Genomic DNA, 17,461 nt, shown 5'->3' with positions numbered 1-17,461 from the left:
ACAGCGGTCGTCCGATCGCGTGTAAGCAGTTTCGGTTGTCACCGTAGGCAAAATCACTCTTTCAGTTTGGCGAACCGTTTTTTGAACCGGGATCGTTGACTCCGATAATGACGGACCTATCCCGACGAACCCTGCTGTGTGGAGCCGCCGGCCTCGCCGCGGTCAGTGCCGGCTGTCTCGACGAAGGTAGTGATCCAGCGACCGGCGGTAACACCGGCGACGGCACCGAAACGAGCGGCGACGACACCGACGGCGACGCAGGCAACGAGACCGACGGGTCGGACGACGGGGGCGAGTCCGACGAGAGCGACGCCGAGGACGGAGACGACGAGAGCGACGGATCGGCAGAGGGTGAGACGGACGCCGACCAGGCGTCCCTCGAGTCGACGGGGTTCTCACACCCGAACGTGCCGACTGAGCCCGACGTCGAACTGATCGACGACGCCGACCAGGCGTCCGAGTGGGTCGAACAGCGGAACCTGGACGAGACCGCGGAGTTCGTCGACGAGACCGACTTCGAGGAGCAGGTGCTCGTCGCCCTGGAGGCCGACGCGCCGAACCTCTGTCACACGATGTCCCTCGAGGGCCTCTCGTTCGAGGACGACGAACTCGAGGTCCGTGCCGCCGTTCACGACGAATCGACGCCGGACGAGGCCTGCGCACAGGCCGAGACGACCGTCGGCCAGTTGGTTCGCGTCCCGACGACGGAACTGACGGTCTCGGCGACCATCACCGACCGCGACGGACGGACCCGCGGAATCAGCATCGCGAGCGCCCGCGATTCCGAGAGCGACACCGGTATCGAGTCCGACGGTGGAGACGAGTAAGCAGGCGGACGACGTCGAGTAGAACGACCACGGTAGACGACCGGCCGGAGCGAACGCCGATTGCTACGGCGTGTGTTCGGCTTCGGTCACGCGGACGACGAGCGTCTCGTCGACGTCCCGCAGGTCGTACTCCGGCAGATCGCTGCCCGTCCGGCGAACGTACAGCGGTTCGACCAGCCGCCACGACGGGCCGCTTCTGCGTGCCCGATCCGCGTCGTCGGTCGCGGTTTCCTCGCCGTCGTCTCCGCTCGAGTCCGCGTGCTCGTCCCCGTTCCGCTCGTCGGCGTCCGCGCGATCGGTCTCGCTCGAGTCACCGGCCGACTCCCCGGCGTCGGACGGACCGTCGTCGAGCGCTTCGAGACCGTATATTTTGCAGAACTCGGCGGTGGCTTCGGGATCGACGTCGCCGTTTCGCAGGTCGCGTGCGAGCTCCCGCGAGAGCCACTCGTCCTCGCTGACGCTCGGCTCGAGGACGAGTGCCTCGTCGACGAACCGGGTGAGATACCAGTCGAGGTCGTTCAACAGCGACACGGCCGCACCGACGCTGACGGTCCGGACCGCGAGCGAATTTTCGAACGGCCGCGTCAGGTCGTACGTCGCGAGCGCCTCCCGCGACGTCTCCCGCGAGAGGAGTTCGTACTGGAGGTTACAGTCGGCATCCCCGATGAGACAGACGCGGGTCACTAGCTGCTACTGTGAGCGGTTCCGTAATGTCAATTTCGTCTCCGACTACGGGTGACGGGGATCAGTCGTCGTTTGCCTTCCACTCGCCGGGCTCCTCGCCGTACACCTCGCCTTTCGCCTGTCGTCGGCCGGGCCACTTCGCGAGGACGACGATGGCGACGTAGAAGGCGAGCAACGACCCGGCGACGACGACGCCGGGCACGCCAGGGAGTTCGGCGGCCTCCGTCCACTGCGTCTCCGGGGTAAAGAGCGTCACCTTCGCGACCCAGGCGACCCCGATCACGGCGAACAGGAGGCCGTAAATACGCCGAATCCGCCGGGAGAGCGCCTCTCGAGCGCTCACCTTGAACGTCGGGTACCGGAGGTCGTCGCTCAACTCCTCGCGCCAGCGCGGGTGTTCGGTCCCGACGGGTTCGAGGGCGTTCGCGTACACGTTCTCCTGGAAGAACCGAACGCGAGCACGGTACATGTCGAAAAAGCGGTAGCGGCGTACCTCGTACGAGAGGAAGATCGAGAGCGCGATCAGTCCGATCAACAGCAGGTACGCCGGCATGTCGGGACTCGAGAAGACGACCGAGAGCAACGCGACCAGCACGGTGATCGCCCAGTTGGTCGTCTGGTCGATCCGATCCTGGGCGCTGTTGGCCTGCGAGACTTCGCCGCGGTAGTAGTGCGGGAGCGCGTCGAGCAGGGCGTCGGCGTCGTCGGCGACCGCCGCACCGATCTCCTGATCGTCACGCTCGAGGGGGCCGTCGTCGTGGGAGTCGTCCGCCATAGGGTCCGTTCCAGAGAACCGCGTAAAGTACTGCCACCGTGAGACGACGGCCGCGCGGGCCACCCCGGGGCACATCGGGACGGGGCGCGTCAGGGATCGACGAGTTCCGCGTGTTTCGCCGCCGTCTCGGCCCTCTCGAAGAGGTCGTCGGGTTCGTTCTCGAGCAGGCGCTCGAGGCGAGCGTTGGTCTCGGCGCGATCGGGCGCGACGCGGTTACAGCCGGCGTCGATCGTCGCCTGCGAGAAGGTGCCGATCTCGCGGGCCTGGGCGACGATGTCCTGTTTGTCACGGGTGAGCAGCGGGCGGTGGATGGGCAGGTCCGTCGCGCGACTCGTCACGGCGAGGTTCTGCATCGTCTGGCTGGACTTCTGGCCGATAGCCTCGCCGGTGACGATGGCGTGGGCGTCCACCCGTTCGGCCAACACCTCCGCGGCCCGGTAGAAAAAGCGCCGCAGGGAGAGCATCCGCCCTTTCTCCATCTCCTCGACGAGGTGGTCGACCGTCTCGCCGCCCGGAATCTCGTAGACGCGCATGTCGAAGTTCGGCGCGTACCGCGAGAGGGTTCGGACGGTCTCCATCGCACGCGCCTCGTGATCGACCCCGCCGTAGGCACCCAGGTCGACGTAGACGGGAACGATCGGGCTACCGCGTTTCATCACCTCGTAGGCCGCGACGGGCGAGTCGATGCCGCCGCTGACCATCGCGATGACCGGTTCCTGGGAGCCGAGCGGAAGCCCACCCGGGCCGGGAACCGCCTCGAGATAGACGAACGCCGCGTCCTCCCGAACCTCGACGCCGAACGTGAGATCGGGGTCCTCGAGGTCGACCTCGGGGTCGAACTCGTCCTCGACGGCCTCCCAGACGGCGTTGCCGCCGTCGCGTTCCAGTTCGTCGCTGTCGTACGGGAGATCCGTGGTCGCTCGACGGGCGTCGATCGCGAACGCGCCACCGTCGTAGTGAGCGCGGGCGGTTTCGGCCAGCGCCTCGAGAATCCGTTCCTTCTCGGTGCTGACCGTCCGGCAGGCGCTCGCGGAGACGACGCCGAACGTGTCCGCGGCGGCCGCGGTGGCGTCTTCGACGGCGTCCGCGGAGGTGTGGATCAACGGCCGGTTCCAGCGACGCTCGACGTCGCCGGGGATCGAGCGGTCGTCGAGCATCGCCTCGAGGTTCTCCACGAGGATGCCCTCCATGTACCGCTTGACGGTGGTGCTTTTGGTATTGAGATCCCCGTGGCGGACGAGGACCGTATCGGCTCCCGGAGGGTGCATAGACACCAGTAGACGAGGGTAGCTATAAGGGAATTACGAGGACCGGTGGTCGCCGCCGACGAATCGGCTCCCCTCTCCGGCCCCGTCGTTCGGGGGGTCCCGGACGCGAATCGGCCGGAGTGGTTAAATATCCAGCATATTGTGTCCTGTGTAATGGCGAGTACCAGTAGTGATGGGGGAGTCGAGACCGCCGACTACAGCCAGGGCGAGTCGGCGCTAATCGAACCGTTTCTCGACTCGCTCGAGACGGAATCAGTCGACGAACGAGAGCGGCTTCGCGCGGAGCGTGACTTCTGGCGGTCACTGTACGCCCAACTAATCGCGAGTTTCCCGGAAGGGGCGTTCGCGGTGGCCGCGGACGGGGAGATCACGAACTGGAACGGGGCGATGGAGGACCTCAACGGGACCGCGCCCGAAGACGTCCTCGGCGAGAACGCTTACGAGATCTTCGAAACGGAAGGCGAAGACGAGACCCTCGCGGAGACGGTCATCCGGCGCAACGAGACGGTCCAGGAGGACGAAACGCGGACCGTTCCTCACTCCGACCGGTACCACCAGGTGTACGCTGTCCCGCTTCGGGATCCGAACGGTCAGCCGGTGGGTGCGTTCGAGGCGACCCCCGACGTGACGGAGTTCGTTCACCAGCGCCAGGAGCACGAACGACTCCAGGAAACCGTCTCCAACGAGGTCGAGTCCGAGGTCATCGACCTCGAGGCCCATACGGAATCGATCGCGGAGACGATCGACCGGATCCACGACCTCGGCGTCGAGGAGGTCGAACGCATGGAGACGATCGCGACGGAGGTCTCGAACCAGAGCGCGACGATCGAGGAGATCGCATCGACGACCGAGAACGTCCAGCGAACCAGCGACGAGGCCGCCGAGTTGGCCGACGAAGGGTCGGAGTCGGCGACGGACGCCATCGAGACGATGACCCAGGTCTCCGAGGCCGCCGAAACGGTCTCCGAGGACATGGGTTCGCTCCGCGAGAGCATCGACGAGATCGGAGGCATCGTCGACGTAATCGACGACATCGCCAACCAGACGAACATCCTCGCGCTGAACGCCCAGATCGAGGCCGCCCAGGCGGGCGAGGAGGGAGCCGGGTTCGCCGTCGTCGCCAGCGAGGTCAAATCGCTGGCCGAGGACACCCAGGAGCAAGCCGGCCGCATCGAGTCGACGATCGAGGAGATTCAAGCGGAAATCGAGGACACCGCCGACGGGCTAGAGACGACGACCGAACGCATCGACGAGGGAGTCGACCGCGTCGAGGGGGCGCTCGAGCGACTCGACGACATCGCGGCCGCGGTCGACGACGTGGCGACGGGCGTCGACGAGGTAGCGACGGCGATCGACGACCAGTCGGCCGGCAGCGAGGAGATCGCCGCGACGGTCGATACGGCCGTCGACGAGATGAGCCTCCTCCGGGACGAACTCGAGACGATCGCGGACGCGACCCAGGACCAACGCGAGAGCGTTGCCGCCGTTCGATCGACTGTCGGACGGCTCTCGAACGCGGCGGACTCGCGGGCCGACTCCGCCGACTGACGTCCCTCGAGCAGGGCGTCACCGTCGGTCTGCCCGACACCGGCCGCGTATCAGGCTCTCCGGCGGAGCCTCGCCGGCAGAACTCGAGGCCTTGTGGCGACCGGCTACAGGCGGAGCAAGCCGAGTGGCTCGGAGCTTGCCCCCGAGGTGGTTCACTGCTGGCGAATCCGTGGGGAGAGGAGATACGTGACCGCTCCCTCACCCGCCGCGACGTCGAACCGAATCTCGAGCGGTGCCTCCGTTGCGACCCGAACTCGGACGTCCGCGTCCGCCGGGAGCGCCCGCTCGAATTCGCGCAAGTACTGTACCGAGAACAACGATCGAATCGCGTCCGTCGACTGGTCACACTCGGCAGTCGAGATCGATCGCAGTTCGTCCTCGGCCACGGAGAGGACCATCTCGTCCGTATCGCCGGCGGCCGCTACGTAAAACGTGGGATCAGTGCCCGGTACGACGCCGATCTCGAGGAAGTCCGCGACCGTCTCCGCCGCACGGACCGCCGCTCCGATCCGCCGGCCCGTCGTGCCGACGGTTGCCCGCTCGACGCCGTCGAGGTCGAACTCCTCGGGCGACGGCGGCGTTCGGATCGCGTCTGGATCGAGCAATCCGATCGCGTACTCGAGGTCGCCGCTCTCGATTCGGAGCGATCCCTGGTCGGGATAGCCCGTGAATCGAACGGCTCGCTCCCGATCGGCGAGTGACAGGACCTCGTCGAGTCGCTTGAGGTCGACGCCGATCGCCCGGTCCCCGGCCGAGTAGTACTCGAAGGCGTCGGCAGGCAGCTCGAGGTCGACCATGGCGACGAGTGCGGGATCGACCGCGGTCACGTGAATGCCGTCCGGTCGCCAGCGTAGCAGACACTCGTCGACGACGGTTCCGAGAACGTCCAGCGCCGCCCTGAGGTCGTCGACGCGACCGACGAGTTCCAGCGACGGTTCGGAGTCGATACGATCGGTCTGTGGTGGGGTTTCGAGTACCGTCATGGTGGGCGAGAACGGCGTGGACGCCGGTCCGAAGACAGCAAACGCTATGTGGCCGCTCGCCCCACCGAAACGTGGGGCGGAAGTCGTTCCGTCCGTCGGCGATCGGGAGGACAGCCCTGCCAGAGACTGCGTCGCTCCCGATCGCACGCGTCGACCCGTGCGACCGGCGTCTCGTTCTCGAGAACCGATCCCTCGCCGAGAGACATAACTCCTGTGAAATATATCCGACACTATCACCAGGTATAACCCGATATGGATTACGTATATATTTATGATACCGCATACATACTCCGAAACAGGTTATGAAGGGCGGCGAACGAGATCGAGGAATCCTGACGCCGGCGGACCGCGCGTACCTGCGCGGAGAGACGCAACTGGCGAGCGACCAATCCGAACGAAACGCGCGCAGTCGGATCCGGAACCGCGTTCGCGAGTCGATCCGTGACTTCGAGGTGTTGATCGAACACCTCCCGGAACGGGATCGGCGTCTCGTCTTCGAGAAGCAGTTCGACGAACTCGACGGGCCGGCGGCCTACGACGCGCTCGTTTCGGCGATCGCCTTCCTCTATCTGGGGGTCGAAGACACCGACTTCGCGGTCGAGGAACTCCTGGGCGAGGGGATCAACGTCGCCGAAGCGAAACGCGATCGGTCGGCGTCGGTCACCTTCGAGCGGACCTATCACTCGCTGTCGACGGAGACGCTGCTCGACCGCCTCGAGGGCGGCGAGTCGCTGTCGCTGACCGAACTGGCCTATCTGCAACGCAGTGACGACCTCTCGCGCAGTGAGTTGGCCGAACACCTCGCGGACGACGAGACGGAAATCGACGACGGCCGGATTCAGGCGAAGGTAACGAACTTCTGATCGGCCGTCACCACAGGCAGAAGGTGCTAACGGCCGACGTTAGAACGTCGAGAGTTCGCCGTCGATGACTCGACGGGTGATGTCGGTGACGTTCGCGAGTTCGTCGTCGACGATGGCCTCGACGTCTCCTTCGACGTCGGAGAGGGCGACGTCGTCTTCGGTGACGACGTGGACGTCGGCGACGTGGGGCTGGTCGATCGGACGGCCGATCTGCGAGAGGAGTCGAACGCGCAGATCGCGGATGCCGTCGACGTCGGCGACGACCTGTTCGGCGATTTCGGTCGAGAGCAGGTTGTAGATCTTCCCGATGTGGTTGACGGGGTTCTTGCCGCTCGTGGCCTCCATCGACATCGAACGGTTGGGCGTGATGAGCCCGTTGGCGCGGTTGCCGCGGCCGACGGAGCCGTCGTCGCCCTGCTCGGCGGAGGTACCCGTGACGGTGAGGTAGATCGATCCTTCTTCGTAGTCGTCGGCCGTGTTGACGTGGACGGTCACCTCGCGGTCGGTGTGTTCGTGTGCGACGTCCTCGACGAACTCGCGGACCGATTCGACGGCGTCGACGTAGGCGTCCATGTCCGGGACGTGTTCGTCGATCATCGCCGCCGCGACGGTGACGTCGATCCGGTCGCCTTCGCGTTTGCCCATCAGCTTCACGTCGGGGCCGAGGTAGGGGTTCTCCGCGGCGAACTCGCCGTTCAGGCGGCGCTCGGCCTCGAGCACGATCTGCTCGGTCTCCGTCAGGGGCGCGTGGCCGACGCCGAAACTCGTGTCGTTGGCCATGGGGACGGACACCTCGTCCTCGCCGAAGACCTCCTGCAGGTCGCCGCTTCCTTCCCCGAGTTTGACGTCGACGACGATGTCCTCGCCGACCTCGAGATAGGGTACCGTCTCCTCGAGGTACTCGCGGGCGGCCCGCAGCGCGATCGTTTCGGCGGGGATCGTCTGGTCCCCGTAGTGTTTGGTCGCGCGACCGACGATCAGCAGGTAGATGGGATCGACGACCTCGCCGCCGCCGAACGCGGGCGCGGCCTCGCCCGCGACGAGCTGGGTCTCGTCCGTGTTGAAGTGCAAGACCTCGCCGACGCGGTCGATGTACTCGCGGGCCAGCGCGCTCGAGACGCTCTCGGCGACGCCGTCGCAGATGGAGTCGGGGTGCCCGATCCCCTTTCGCTCGACGATTTCGACCTCCTGATCCTCTACAGCCTGACGGTCGATCGGCTCGACCCGAATGTTCCGCTCGCTCATTGGCGGCTATAGATGACTCGAGGTTCTATAACTTGCGGAAACAAATCAATCCAGAAAATACGCTATAGTAATCGATGCGTCCACGCCGTCCGAATCGATACGGTAGGTGGGTCTGCGGAGGCCGAACGTATCAGTCCTGCGAATCGTGTCGGTCATCGGTCGCGCTCGAGACGTCACTCGCTGGCTCGACGCCGCTCGCCGGTGGTGCTGGCTCGACACCTTTCCGACCGGCGTCGAGTTCGGAGAGGCCGTAGACCAACACGACGAGCGCGAGAACGCCGCCAGGAAGGAAGATCACCGGACCGACGTCGAGGTAGCCATAGACGGCATAACACGCCAGGACGACGAGTATCACGGTCAGCGCGTAGGGCAGTTGCGTCCGGACGTGATCGATGAGGTCGGCACCGGTAAACGTCGAGGAGAGGACCGACGTATCCGAGATCGGCGACGTGTGATCCCCGAAGATCGCCCCCGAGAACACCGCACCGACCATCACCGGCATCAGGTCGAAACCGCCGGTGAGTTCGTAGGCAACGGGAATCGCGATGGGCGTGACGACGCCCATCGTCGCCCACGAAGAGCCCATCGTGAACGCGACGACGGCCGAGACGAGCAGGACCACGATCGGGAGCAGTTCGGGTGAGACGACGTTCCCTGCGACCCCCGCCACGTAGTCTCCAGTCCCGAGGTCTTCGGCGACCGCGCTGATGCCCCAGGCCAACACGAGGATCGTCACCGCGGTAGTCATCAGCCGAAAGCCGTCCAGGACCGTATCGACGCTCTCACCGAGCGAGAACAGGTCGTAGGCCAGCCCGATGCAGATTACGGTCAGGACCATCGCGAACGAGCCCCAGACGAGCGCCCCCGCGAAGTTGCCTTCACCAATGACGTCGACCAGCACCTGTAACGTCCCCTCCGCGGCCATCGCTGCCTCGAGCGAGGTCGGTGCATCAGCTTCGGCCTGTAGCTCGACCCACCCCCCGTAGCCCGTCCAGAGCGCGCCGGAGAGAGTGACGGCGATCAACACGACGACGGGGACGAAGAACGTCCCCAACATGGGCCGGTCCTCGATCGGCGACCCGAGGTCCCGCTCGACCTGCTGGAGGGGCTGGGCGTCCTCACGGGTGACACGTCCCGTCTCCCGCGAACGGTGTTCGGCGTCGAGCATCTCGCCGTAGTCCCGTCCGGAGAGGACGACGATACCCACCATCACGATCGCGAACAGCGCGTACGTGTTGTAGGGGATCGACTGGACGAACGTCTCGAACAGTCCCGGCGTCTCGATGCCGTGGTCCTCGGCGACGACGTCGTACCCTTCGCCGATCATCGATAGCTGGAACGCGACCCAACTCGAGAGCCCGATCGTCGCGACAGGGGCGGCCGTTGAGTCGACGATGTAGGAGAGTTTCTCGCGGGAGATCCGCAGCCGATCCGAGACCTCGCGCATCGTGGAGCCGACGATGGCGGTGTTCGCGTAGTCGTCGAAGAACATGAGCACCCCCAGCGCCCACGTCGCGAGACCGACGGACCGTTGGGTCTCGAGGCGGTCCGTCGCCCACTCGTGGACTGCCGTGGCACCCCCGAGTCGCCAGATGAGCGCGACGCCGGAGCCCAGCAGCAGCGTGAAAAGCAGGATCTCGACGTGGAACCCTTCGTCGGCGATGATCCCGCCGACGATCCAGTCGAACGTCGGTACTACTCCGAAACCGGCCGTAACGACGCCCGCGAGCCAGCCACCTGGATCCGCGAGCGGATCGGGACCGCCTGCGTACAGGATTCCGCCCGACCAGATCCCCAGAAAGAGCGACAGGATCGGCTGCCGGGTGACGATCGCCAGTCCGATCGCGAGTAGCGGCGGCACGAGCGAGAGCGCCCCGAACTCCGACATACCCGATTCGACATCGAACGGGCGGATAATGCTATTCGTTCACACAGGTCGGCGACTGTCACGGATCCCAACCGACGTCGCCGCCGAGCGAGCCGGAGAGATAGACGTTACCGCCGTAAAATCAGCTTGAGCACGTCCTCGTCCTCGAGTACGTGGTCCTGGCCGACCTGCTGTTCGTCGTGGGTCGCGCTGGGACCCGTCACGCGGGCGAACCTGAATCGCTCTTCCATCTCGCCGCCGAGTTTCTCGATGGCTTCGCCGACGGTGGTCCCCTCTTCGACGACTAGCGGTTCCTCCCAGTCGACGCCGCGACCGGGTTTGTCCATGTAGACGCGGATGAGGCCGAGGTTCTCCCAGATGCGGTCCTTGAGTACGTCGAGGCCCTTCTTCTCCTCGGCGCTGATGAAGGTGACCTCCTCGGGATCGAGGCCACGTTCGCGGAGTTGCTCGTCGACGGTCTCCTTGTAGTCGGGTTCGATGAGGTCGACTTTGTTGACGCAGGTGATCGAGGGAATGTACTCGCGGTTGTCCATCAGCCCGTCGATCAGTCGGTCGATGGTGACGTTCTCCTGCAGGTTGAGGTCGGCGTTGACGTACCCCTGATCGCGGAGGACGTCCTTGATCGTCCCCTCGTCTAAGTCCTGGTCGGTGCTCGAGGTGATCTTGATGCCGTCCTTGTGCTTGCGGCGGACGGTGACTCGCGGGGGCTCCTCGTCGACGCGGATGTTGATGTCGTACAGTTCCTCATGGAGGCGATCGTACTGTTCGATCTCGAAGACCGAGAGGACGAAGAGGATGAGATCGGCGTTGCGGACGACCGACAGCACCTGCTGGCCGTCGCCACGGCCCGCCGCGGCACCCTCGATCAGCCCGGGGACGTCGAGCAACTGGATGTTCGCGCCACGGTGCTCGAGCATCCCGGGATTGACGTCCAGCGTCGTGAACTCGTAGGAACCGGTCTCGCTCTCGGCGTTGGTCAGCGAGTTCAGCAGCGACGACTTGCCGACGCTGGGGAAGCCGACCAGCGCGACCGTCGCGTCGCCGTGTTTCTCGACGGCGTAACCGCCACCGCCGCCGGAGCCGGACTGGCGTTTCTCGAGTTCCTCTTTCTTCTCCGCGAGCTTGGACTTCAGCCGACCGATGTGGGCCTCCGTCGACTTGTTGTAGGGCGTGTTGGCGATTTCTTCCTCGATCTCCTCGATCTCCTCCTCGAGCCCCATTTGTCAGTATCCAACCGCCCGTGCCGAAAAACACTTTCCATGCCGGCCGGTCAAAGGCGTCGAACGGCAGCGCCCGTCGCCGCCGTTGGCGAAGATGGCGGGCGTTCGCCTGTCCGACGACTCGTTGCTCGGAGCGGGCACGAACGCCGCTCGAACCGACTCATTACCGATACAAACGTACTTCGATACGCATAAACGCCGAGCCGGACAACGTCGATCCGTAGGATGCCCGATCCGGCGCGACTGCGTGACAGTACGCAGATCGTCCTCCCCCAGGAGACGCTCGAGAACCTCGAGACCCAACTCGAGGAAGAGTTCACCGTCACGGTTTTCGAGGAGGGGGAGGAGTACTGTCGTATCATCGGCAGTCCCGTCGAGATCAAGGCGGCGAGCGACTTTCTCGTCCGACAGGGCGTCAGCGTTTCCTGACGGGTCCCCGTTTCCCTTCGGGAACTGCTCCGAGTCGAGCCCTAGCGGTTCCGCAGATGCAGGCGGGGCGCTTCCTGCCGTTTATCGGCCTGCTACCCACGAACGGAGGCGGAATACGGTCGACCCGTCACGAGGCGACAGCTACTCCTTTCAGTCGGAACCGAATTCTACCGTCACGCGACCCAGACAGCGGTTGCGCCGGTAACCCGCTCTAGCATCCTATCCAGTCATTTTATCGGGAAAGTAGAGTTTGAACATTTATAAGTGAGTGCTGCAAACAGAACGTACATGGTTACGAATACGAAAGACACGAGAACAGTTCCGAGACGGCGCTCGTGGCGAGCGCTCGGTCTCGCGGTACTCGTGGTGCTTTCGGTGCTTGTGACGAGCGGGCTGGCCGGTGCGGTGACCCAGGCCGGTGGGGATGCCGATCCGGACGCCCTCGGGAGTGCCGACGAACTGCACCTGAACGACGACGGAACCGGCGTCCTCGTCTACGCGGACGACGACACCGAAGCCGACGAGTTCCAGATCGGTGCCGACGTCACCGAGGGACTGGCACACGTCCTGATCGCCGAAGACGTCGAAGACGACGATCTTGAGAACGTCGACGGGAGCCTGAGCGCCGTTCTCGAGGACGACATGTTCTCGGCCAGCGGCGCGCTCACGATGGAACAACCGCCGGAGATCGAGGACCTCGACGTCGAGATCACCGGCGAACAAAGCGCCGAGACCAACGAGTTCGACGCGAACGTCTACGCGCTGATCGGCAGCGGCGAGACGGGCGGCATTCAGCAGCTGTCGTCGACGACCCAGCAGGGAGGGATGTTCGAGTCCGTACAGACGTCCGGTGAGATCGAGACGAGCGCCGACACGTTCCGGACGACCGGCGACGTGAGCGTCGACTTCGACGCCGGTCCGATGGCGACGGGAGACTCGCCCGAGGAGACGGTCGCGTTCGAACTCTCGGGAACCGGAAACGGCTACGTGCTCGAGGTCACCGAGCACGAGATCGTGCAGGCGTTCTTCACGGATCCGGCCGAACAGTGGGGGACCGAGGCTGACGCGAAGGAAACCCTCGAAGAGCAGTACGAAGACCTCGCGGACGAGCTCGGCGGCGACGTGACGGTCGAGATCGACCACCACGAGTTCGAAGAGCAGGGCGTCGACACCTACTGGAAGGAACTCGACTACACGATCACCTACGAGGGGGTCGACGAACTCGCGGACAACCTCGCCGACGAACTCGCCGACGATTCGACGGCCGACCTCGAGCGCGAGGAGGCCGAGGAGATCGCCGAGCAGGTGACGAACGTCGATATCGAGACGGTCCAGTTCGATCTCACGACGAGCAGTGAGGGGATCGATGCCACGTGGACGATCGAGATCGGCGAGTATGCGCCGCTTCTCGAGTCCGTCATCGAACTTAGCGCTGCTTCGATGGAGGGCGAATTCGAGGACGAGAACCTCTTCGGCGACCAGTTCGAGGACTTCGAGGCCCGACTCGAGGCACAGCAGGCGGCGAACCTCCAGTCGACCGTCGAGTGGGACGCGAGCGCGACCATCACTGACGACAACCGGATCGAAATCGACGCGACGGCGACCGGCGACACGGAGAACTACGGCACCTACACGGACGAACTCGCCGACCGCGGGATCGACGTAAGCGACGAACGCGTCGTCTTCGAGTTCAACGCCGTCACCGAAGACGGCGAAATCGACGTCGACGGTAACGTGGAGATCGGCACGGACGACCTGGCCAAGACCGCGCTCACCTCGTTCGCCGACGCGATCCGGCAGGAGCAAGACGCCGACCAGATGGGGACGTTCGCATCCGCGCTCGAGGAGTCCGAACTCGAGATCGCGAAAGTCGACCTCGACTTCGACAGCGACACCGTCAAATTCGAAGCGGGCGCGAAGTTCGACAGCGCGGAATCGCTCCTCGAGGACGGTATCATCGGCGACAACGTCGTACTGAAGCAGGTCACCGGCGGACTCGAGGACGGTGAGGCCACGACGTACGTCTACGTCGAGGACTCCGACGGGGAGGCACTCGATCGGGAGACGCTCGCCGAACAGGGCCTCGTTGACGACGACACCGAGGTCTACGAGTCCGGCGAGGGAGACCGCGAGTTCCCCGAGATGGACACCGAAGCGGCGGTGAGCTATCTCGACGTCGATTCCGACGACGGTGACGGCATTCCCGGCTTCGGACCGTCCGCTGGGCTGGCCGCTATCGGTGCCGTCGTGGCGCTGCTGTTGGCCCGACGGCAGCCCTAACCCGACGCGTCGACGGTAACCGGCGACTCACGTTCGAACGCTTTCTAAACGTTTACGTTCCAGTGCTGAAACGAATCGGCCGTGAGCGGGCCGACGGAATTCGAGCAACTCGACGCGGAGTTACGCGAGTCACGCGTCTACGCAGTTAAAACGCACCTCGACAAACTGCTGCCGGTCGCACTCTTGCTCATCCCGGTACTGCTCTATCTGGAGTTCCTGACGGCCTCGGACCATCCGCTGTATCCATACAAGCCGTATCTTAACGCGGGGCTTCTCGCGTACTTCGTGGTGGAACTGGCGGCGAGTTTCGCGCTGTACGAGGACCGGAAAGCGTTCGTCAGCGATCGATGGCTGGACGTCCTTCTGACGCTCCCGTTCTTCACGTTTTTCAAGGGTGTGAACCACCTCGTCCACTCGCTGACGGGGCTGAAGACGTTCAAACTGCTGAAGACCGGTAAAATCGCGAAAACGCTGAAGTTGACGAAGCTCTGGCAGAAACTCGGCAAACTGTACACGAAGGGCACGAAACGCGTGAAGCGATGGCTCGAGTAACCGACCCCAGTGGACGTCCAACGACGGCGACGCGGGACAGGTACCCGCGCGTCGCTATCGCTCCGGGTGGGTCGGTGCGTCGAATCCGCCACGAACCAGCGGCTTCGCGATGTGACGGCGTGCACACGGCGGGACCTCGTACCACCCTTCTTCGAGGTCACGCTCGAGGGGGCGTTCTTCCCTGGTCGGTGCACTCGTCCCGCACTCGCGGCAGCGATACCCCTGGTTGCGGCCGGCGCTTTCCATCCGCCGGTCACAGTCTGGACAGGTCGGCGTTACCCGCTCGGTCCTCACGAGGTCGCGAATCGCGACCTTCTCGAGTTTGAGCGTCCCGCGAGAGACTTCGCCACAGACGGTGAGTCGGTCGCCGACGCGAAACGAGCGGACGCGGTCGCGGAACCGTTTGGTCGGTTCGAAGGCCGCACACTCGAGGCGCTCCGTCCCCTCGCGTTCCGTCTCGTCGGGGTCAGCCCCCGTCTCCGGCGACATGAGGTCGAAGAAGACGTGGCCGCCGCGACGCGTCTCGGGCGGCGTCGCGACGCGTCCGTCGACGCGATAGGCACGGCCGTCTCGTACGTCGCCGATCGTGCCCTCCCGAAGGTGGGCGTCGGTCCCCTGGTTCGTGACGAACAACTGGCTCGAGTCGACGGGTTCGCTCTCGATTCGCTCGGCGACCTGACGCACGACCTCCGGGTCGTCGCCGCGGATGCCGTGGAGGATCGGCCCGGGCGTATGGGGGACACAGACGGTCTCGCTCTCGCCGCGATCGACGGTGTCCCACGCCGCCGGATACCCCCAGTCGGCGGCCGCGAAGACGCTCTCGGGGTCGACCTCGCGGGGGGTCCCCCAGCGCTCGGGGTCGCGGTAGGAGATGTACTCGTAGGTCCACTCGGAGCACGCCCGCCAAGCGCCGACCGCCGCGAGCGCGCCGATCCGTCCCCGGCCGTCTCCAGCGTGCCACGTGCGGTAGCCGTGTCGGTCGCACTGCTCGCGGGCGTCGTCGATCTCGAGGTGGTCGCGGACGGCCTGCTCGGCGAACCGTGCGACGGCTTCCGGGATCGACGCCGGACCGGCGTCGTGATCCGCCACGACCAGCCCGGGATGCGTGCGTTCGTCGGCCGTCTCGGCGAGCGACGCGAGCGTCTCGCGGGCGACGGAAAAGGCCAGGTCGGGGTCGCAGTCGACGTGGATCGCCAGCGCCGCGTTCCCGCGGGTCTTGTACTCGACGGCGGGATTGAGCCGAACGAGCAGTATACGGGAGACGGGGTCGGCGTCGGAGTCGAGTGTCCGGCGCAGTCGCGTTGCGATCCGCGCGGCGACGTAGGTCGTACACATTCCCCGCTCGCGCGAGTCGGTGTCGTCGAGGCCGACGATCGTCATCGACGGTCCTTGGAGGGGGAGGCGGTAACGACTTTCGGGATCGGCCACAAACGAGGCCGTCGGTCCCTCGTCGGGTCCGCTCTCGAGAAAGCGATCCCGCCGCTGCTCGGCAGACCAGAACCGCCCGAGGGCGAACGATCCTATGTAATTCTACCGCCGGTTCGGGAGCGAACCACCACACGGGAACCGGACATACCGGGGAAAACGTCTTATACGAGGAATAGCTTACATCCCCCTATGTCCCGCTCCGCACTGGTCGGCAACGTGACCGCGATGTTAGAGGATGCGGGATTCGTGGTTAGCGACCGGTGTGCGATCCGGCCGAAGAGCTTCGACGTCGCCGCTCGCCGTGGCGACGATCTCTTGCTCGTGAAGATTCTCGGAAACATCGACGCGTTCAACGAGGCGACGGGTCACGAGATGCGACGGCTCGGTACCTATCTCGACGCGACGCCGCTCGTGATCGGCCTCCGGAGCCGCGACGAGGACTTGAAACCCGACGTCGTCTACTTCCGACACGGCGTCCCGGTCTTCAGCCCGGATACGGCCTACAATCTCTTCATCGAGGACGTCCCGCCGCTGATCTACGCGGCACCCGGCGGGCTGTACGTCAACATCGACGGCGACCTGCTCGCCGACGAACGAGAGGACAGGGATTGGAGCCTCGGCCGACTGGCGAAGGAACTCGGCGTCTCCCGACGCACCGTCTCGAAGTACGAGGATGGGATGAACGCCTCCGTCGAAGTCGCGATGGAACTCGAGGAACTGTTCGACGCGCCGCTGACCAGCCCGGTCGACGTGCTGGACGGCGCGGAGGACGTCCACGAGACCGAGTCGACCCCGGAGGACCCCGAGGCCGACCCCGACGACGAACAGGTCGTCGCCGTCCTCACACAGGCCGGCTATCGGGTCCACCCGACGGTTCGCTCGCCGTTCAAGGCCGTCAGCCAGGAGGAGGAGGAAAGCGACGAGGAGGTCGTCCTCACCGGTCACTCCGAGTTCACCAAGGCCGCCGAGAAACGCGCCCGCATCATGAGTTCGATCAGCCGCGTGACCCGCACCCACTCGGTCTACGTCGTCGACCGCGCCAAGCGCGATTCCGTCGACGGCACGGCCCTGATCGAACGCGACGAACTCGAGACGCTCCGCGAGGCCGACGACCTCAAGGACGTCATCCGGGAGCGGGCCGACAGGGAAGAAGCGGCCTGATCGGCCGATGTTCCGACGACCCGACGACCCTCAGGCGTACGTCTCTTCCAGGTAGTCGACGATGTCGTCGCTCTCGTTCATTCCTTCGACGCCGTTCGCCTCGTCGGTGATGACGGGGACGCCCGTCTGTCCGCTGACCTCCTTCACCTGCGTCCGGTCGTCGTGATTGCGCGGCACCTCGATCACGTCGTACTCGAGCTCGAGTTCGTCGAGTTTGGAGCGAACCTTCGCACAGTACGGACAGCCGGGAAGCTCGTACAGCGTGATGTCTGCCATAGCATCTGGTAGTCGACTGACGCGTAAGAGACCA

The 17,461-nt window shown here is 65.2% G+C and carries 16 protein-coding genes; 7 read left to right on the top strand and 9 right to left on the bottom strand.

Annotated features, from left to right (window positions below; translation table 11 throughout):
- Positions 1–107 precede the first annotated feature (107 nt).
- Complete coding sequence (locus TX79_RS15395) at positions 108–827, top strand: hypothetical protein (RefSeq protein ID WP_081655612.1); 720 nt, start codon at positions 108–110, stop codon at positions 825–827.
- 63 nt (positions 828–890) lie between these two features.
- Here TX79_RS15395 and TX79_RS15390 read toward each other — a convergent pair whose 3' ends face one another.
- The 3 genes from TX79_RS15390 to TX79_RS15380 form a co-directional block, all read right to left on the bottom strand.
- Positions 891–1,511 (bottom strand): DUF5804 family protein, encoded by a 621-nt coding sequence (locus TX79_RS15390; protein WP_049928537.1) that lies wholly within the window; start codon positions 1,509–1,511, stop codon positions 891–893.
- A 61-nt stretch (positions 1,512–1,572) separates the two neighbouring features.
- Positions 1,573–2,286 (bottom strand): DUF2270 domain-containing protein, encoded by a 714-nt coding sequence (locus tag TX79_RS15385; RefSeq protein ID WP_049928536.1) that lies wholly within the window; start codon positions 2,284–2,286, stop codon positions 1,573–1,575.
- Positions 2,287–2,375: 89 nt separating this feature from the next.
- A complete protein-coding gene (locus TX79_RS15380) occupies positions 2,376–3,554 on the bottom strand; it encodes a tRNA sulfurtransferase (protein ID WP_049928535.1) in 1,179 nt (392 codons plus the stop codon).
- Positions 3,555–3,707: 153 nt separating this feature from the next.
- Between TX79_RS15380 and TX79_RS15375 the strand changes: the two genes are divergently transcribed.
- Complete coding sequence (locus TX79_RS15375; RefSeq protein WP_081655610.1) at positions 3,708–5,102, top strand: methyl-accepting chemotaxis protein; 1,395 nt, start codon at positions 3,708–3,710, stop codon at positions 5,100–5,102.
- A gap of 152 nt (positions 5,103–5,254) precedes the next feature.
- Here TX79_RS15375 and TX79_RS15370 read toward each other — a convergent pair whose 3' ends face one another.
- Positions 5,255–6,085, bottom strand: coding sequence for a hypothetical protein (locus TX79_RS15370; protein WP_049928533.1), 831 nt, complete (start codon positions 6,083–6,085; stop codon positions 5,255–5,257).
- Positions 6,086–6,387: 302 nt separating this feature from the next.
- On the opposite strand from TX79_RS15370, the gene TX79_RS15365 reads away from it, so the two are divergent.
- The gene (locus tag TX79_RS15365) at positions 6,388–6,948 is read left to right on the top strand and encodes a hypothetical protein (RefSeq protein WP_049928532.1); all 561 of its coding nucleotides are present in this window, start codon (positions 6,388–6,390) and stop codon (positions 6,946–6,948) included.
- A gap of 39 nt (positions 6,949–6,987) precedes the next feature.
- On the opposite strand, the gene TX79_RS15360 is transcribed toward TX79_RS15365, so the two are convergent.
- The 3 genes from TX79_RS15360 to TX79_RS15350 form a co-directional block, all read right to left on the bottom strand.
- Positions 6,988–8,193, bottom strand: a complete 1,206-nt coding sequence (locus TX79_RS15360; RefSeq protein WP_049928531.1) for a methionine adenosyltransferase — start codon at positions 8,191–8,193, stop codon at positions 6,988–6,990.
- 130 nt (positions 8,194–8,323) lie between these two features.
- On the bottom strand, positions 8,324–10,081 hold the full coding sequence (locus tag TX79_RS15355) for a Na+/H+ antiporter NhaC family protein (protein ID WP_049928530.1): 1,758 nt from the start codon (positions 10,079–10,081) through the stop codon (positions 8,324–8,326).
- Between the two features lie 107 nt (positions 10,082–10,188).
- A complete protein-coding gene (locus TX79_RS15350; protein ID WP_049928529.1) occupies positions 10,189–11,301 on the bottom strand; it encodes an OBG GTPase family GTP-binding protein in 1,113 nt (370 codons plus the stop codon).
- 225 nt (positions 11,302–11,526) lie between these two features.
- On the opposite strand from TX79_RS15350, the gene TX79_RS15345 reads away from it, so the two are divergent.
- The 3 genes from TX79_RS15345 (at position 11,527) to TX79_RS15335 (ending at position 14,562) form a co-directional block, all read left to right on the top strand.
- Complete coding sequence (locus TX79_RS15345; RefSeq protein ID WP_049928528.1) at positions 11,527–11,730, top strand: VNG_1110C family protein; 204 nt, start codon at positions 11,527–11,529, stop codon at positions 11,728–11,730.
- Between the two features lie 288 nt (positions 11,731–12,018).
- The gene (locus TX79_RS15340; RefSeq protein ID WP_049928527.1) at positions 12,019–14,010 is read left to right on the top strand and encodes a hypothetical protein; all 1,992 of its coding nucleotides are present in this window, start codon (positions 12,019–12,021) and stop codon (positions 14,008–14,010) included.
- Positions 14,011–14,091: 81 nt separating this feature from the next.
- Positions 14,092–14,562 (top strand): hypothetical protein, encoded by a 471-nt coding sequence (locus TX79_RS15335; RefSeq protein WP_049928526.1) that lies wholly within the window; start codon positions 14,092–14,094, stop codon positions 14,560–14,562.
- Between the two features lie 54 nt (positions 14,563–14,616).
- On the opposite strand, the gene TX79_RS15330 is transcribed toward TX79_RS15335, so the two are convergent.
- Complete coding sequence (locus TX79_RS15330; RefSeq protein ID WP_049928525.1) at positions 14,617–15,942, bottom strand: tRNA(Ile)(2)-agmatinylcytidine synthase; 1,326 nt, start codon at positions 15,940–15,942, stop codon at positions 14,617–14,619.
- A 237-nt stretch (positions 15,943–16,179) separates the two neighbouring features.
- On the opposite strand from TX79_RS15330, the gene TX79_RS15325 reads away from it, so the two are divergent.
- The gene (locus TX79_RS15325) at positions 16,180–17,151 is read left to right on the top strand and encodes a transcriptional regulator (protein ID WP_049928524.1); all 972 of its coding nucleotides are present in this window, start codon (positions 16,180–16,182) and stop codon (positions 17,149–17,151) included.
- A gap of 30 nt (positions 17,152–17,181) precedes the next feature.
- Here the strand turns inward: TX79_RS15325 and TX79_RS15320 are convergent, their stop codons facing one another.
- A complete protein-coding gene (locus tag TX79_RS15320; RefSeq protein ID WP_049928523.1) occupies positions 17,182–17,427 on the bottom strand; it encodes a glutathione S-transferase N-terminal domain-containing protein in 246 nt (81 codons plus the stop codon).
- Positions 17,428–17,461 lie beyond the last annotated feature (34 nt).

It is taken from the genome of Halopiger goleimassiliensis, assembly GCF_000455345.1.
In the GTDB taxonomy this organism is placed as follows: domain Archaea; phylum Halobacteriota; class Halobacteria; order Halobacteriales; family Natrialbaceae; genus Halopiger_A; species Halopiger_A goleimassiliensis.
The sequence above is the reverse complement of the archived record's forward strand: the minus strand, read 5'-3'. Positions and strand labels throughout refer to the sequence as shown.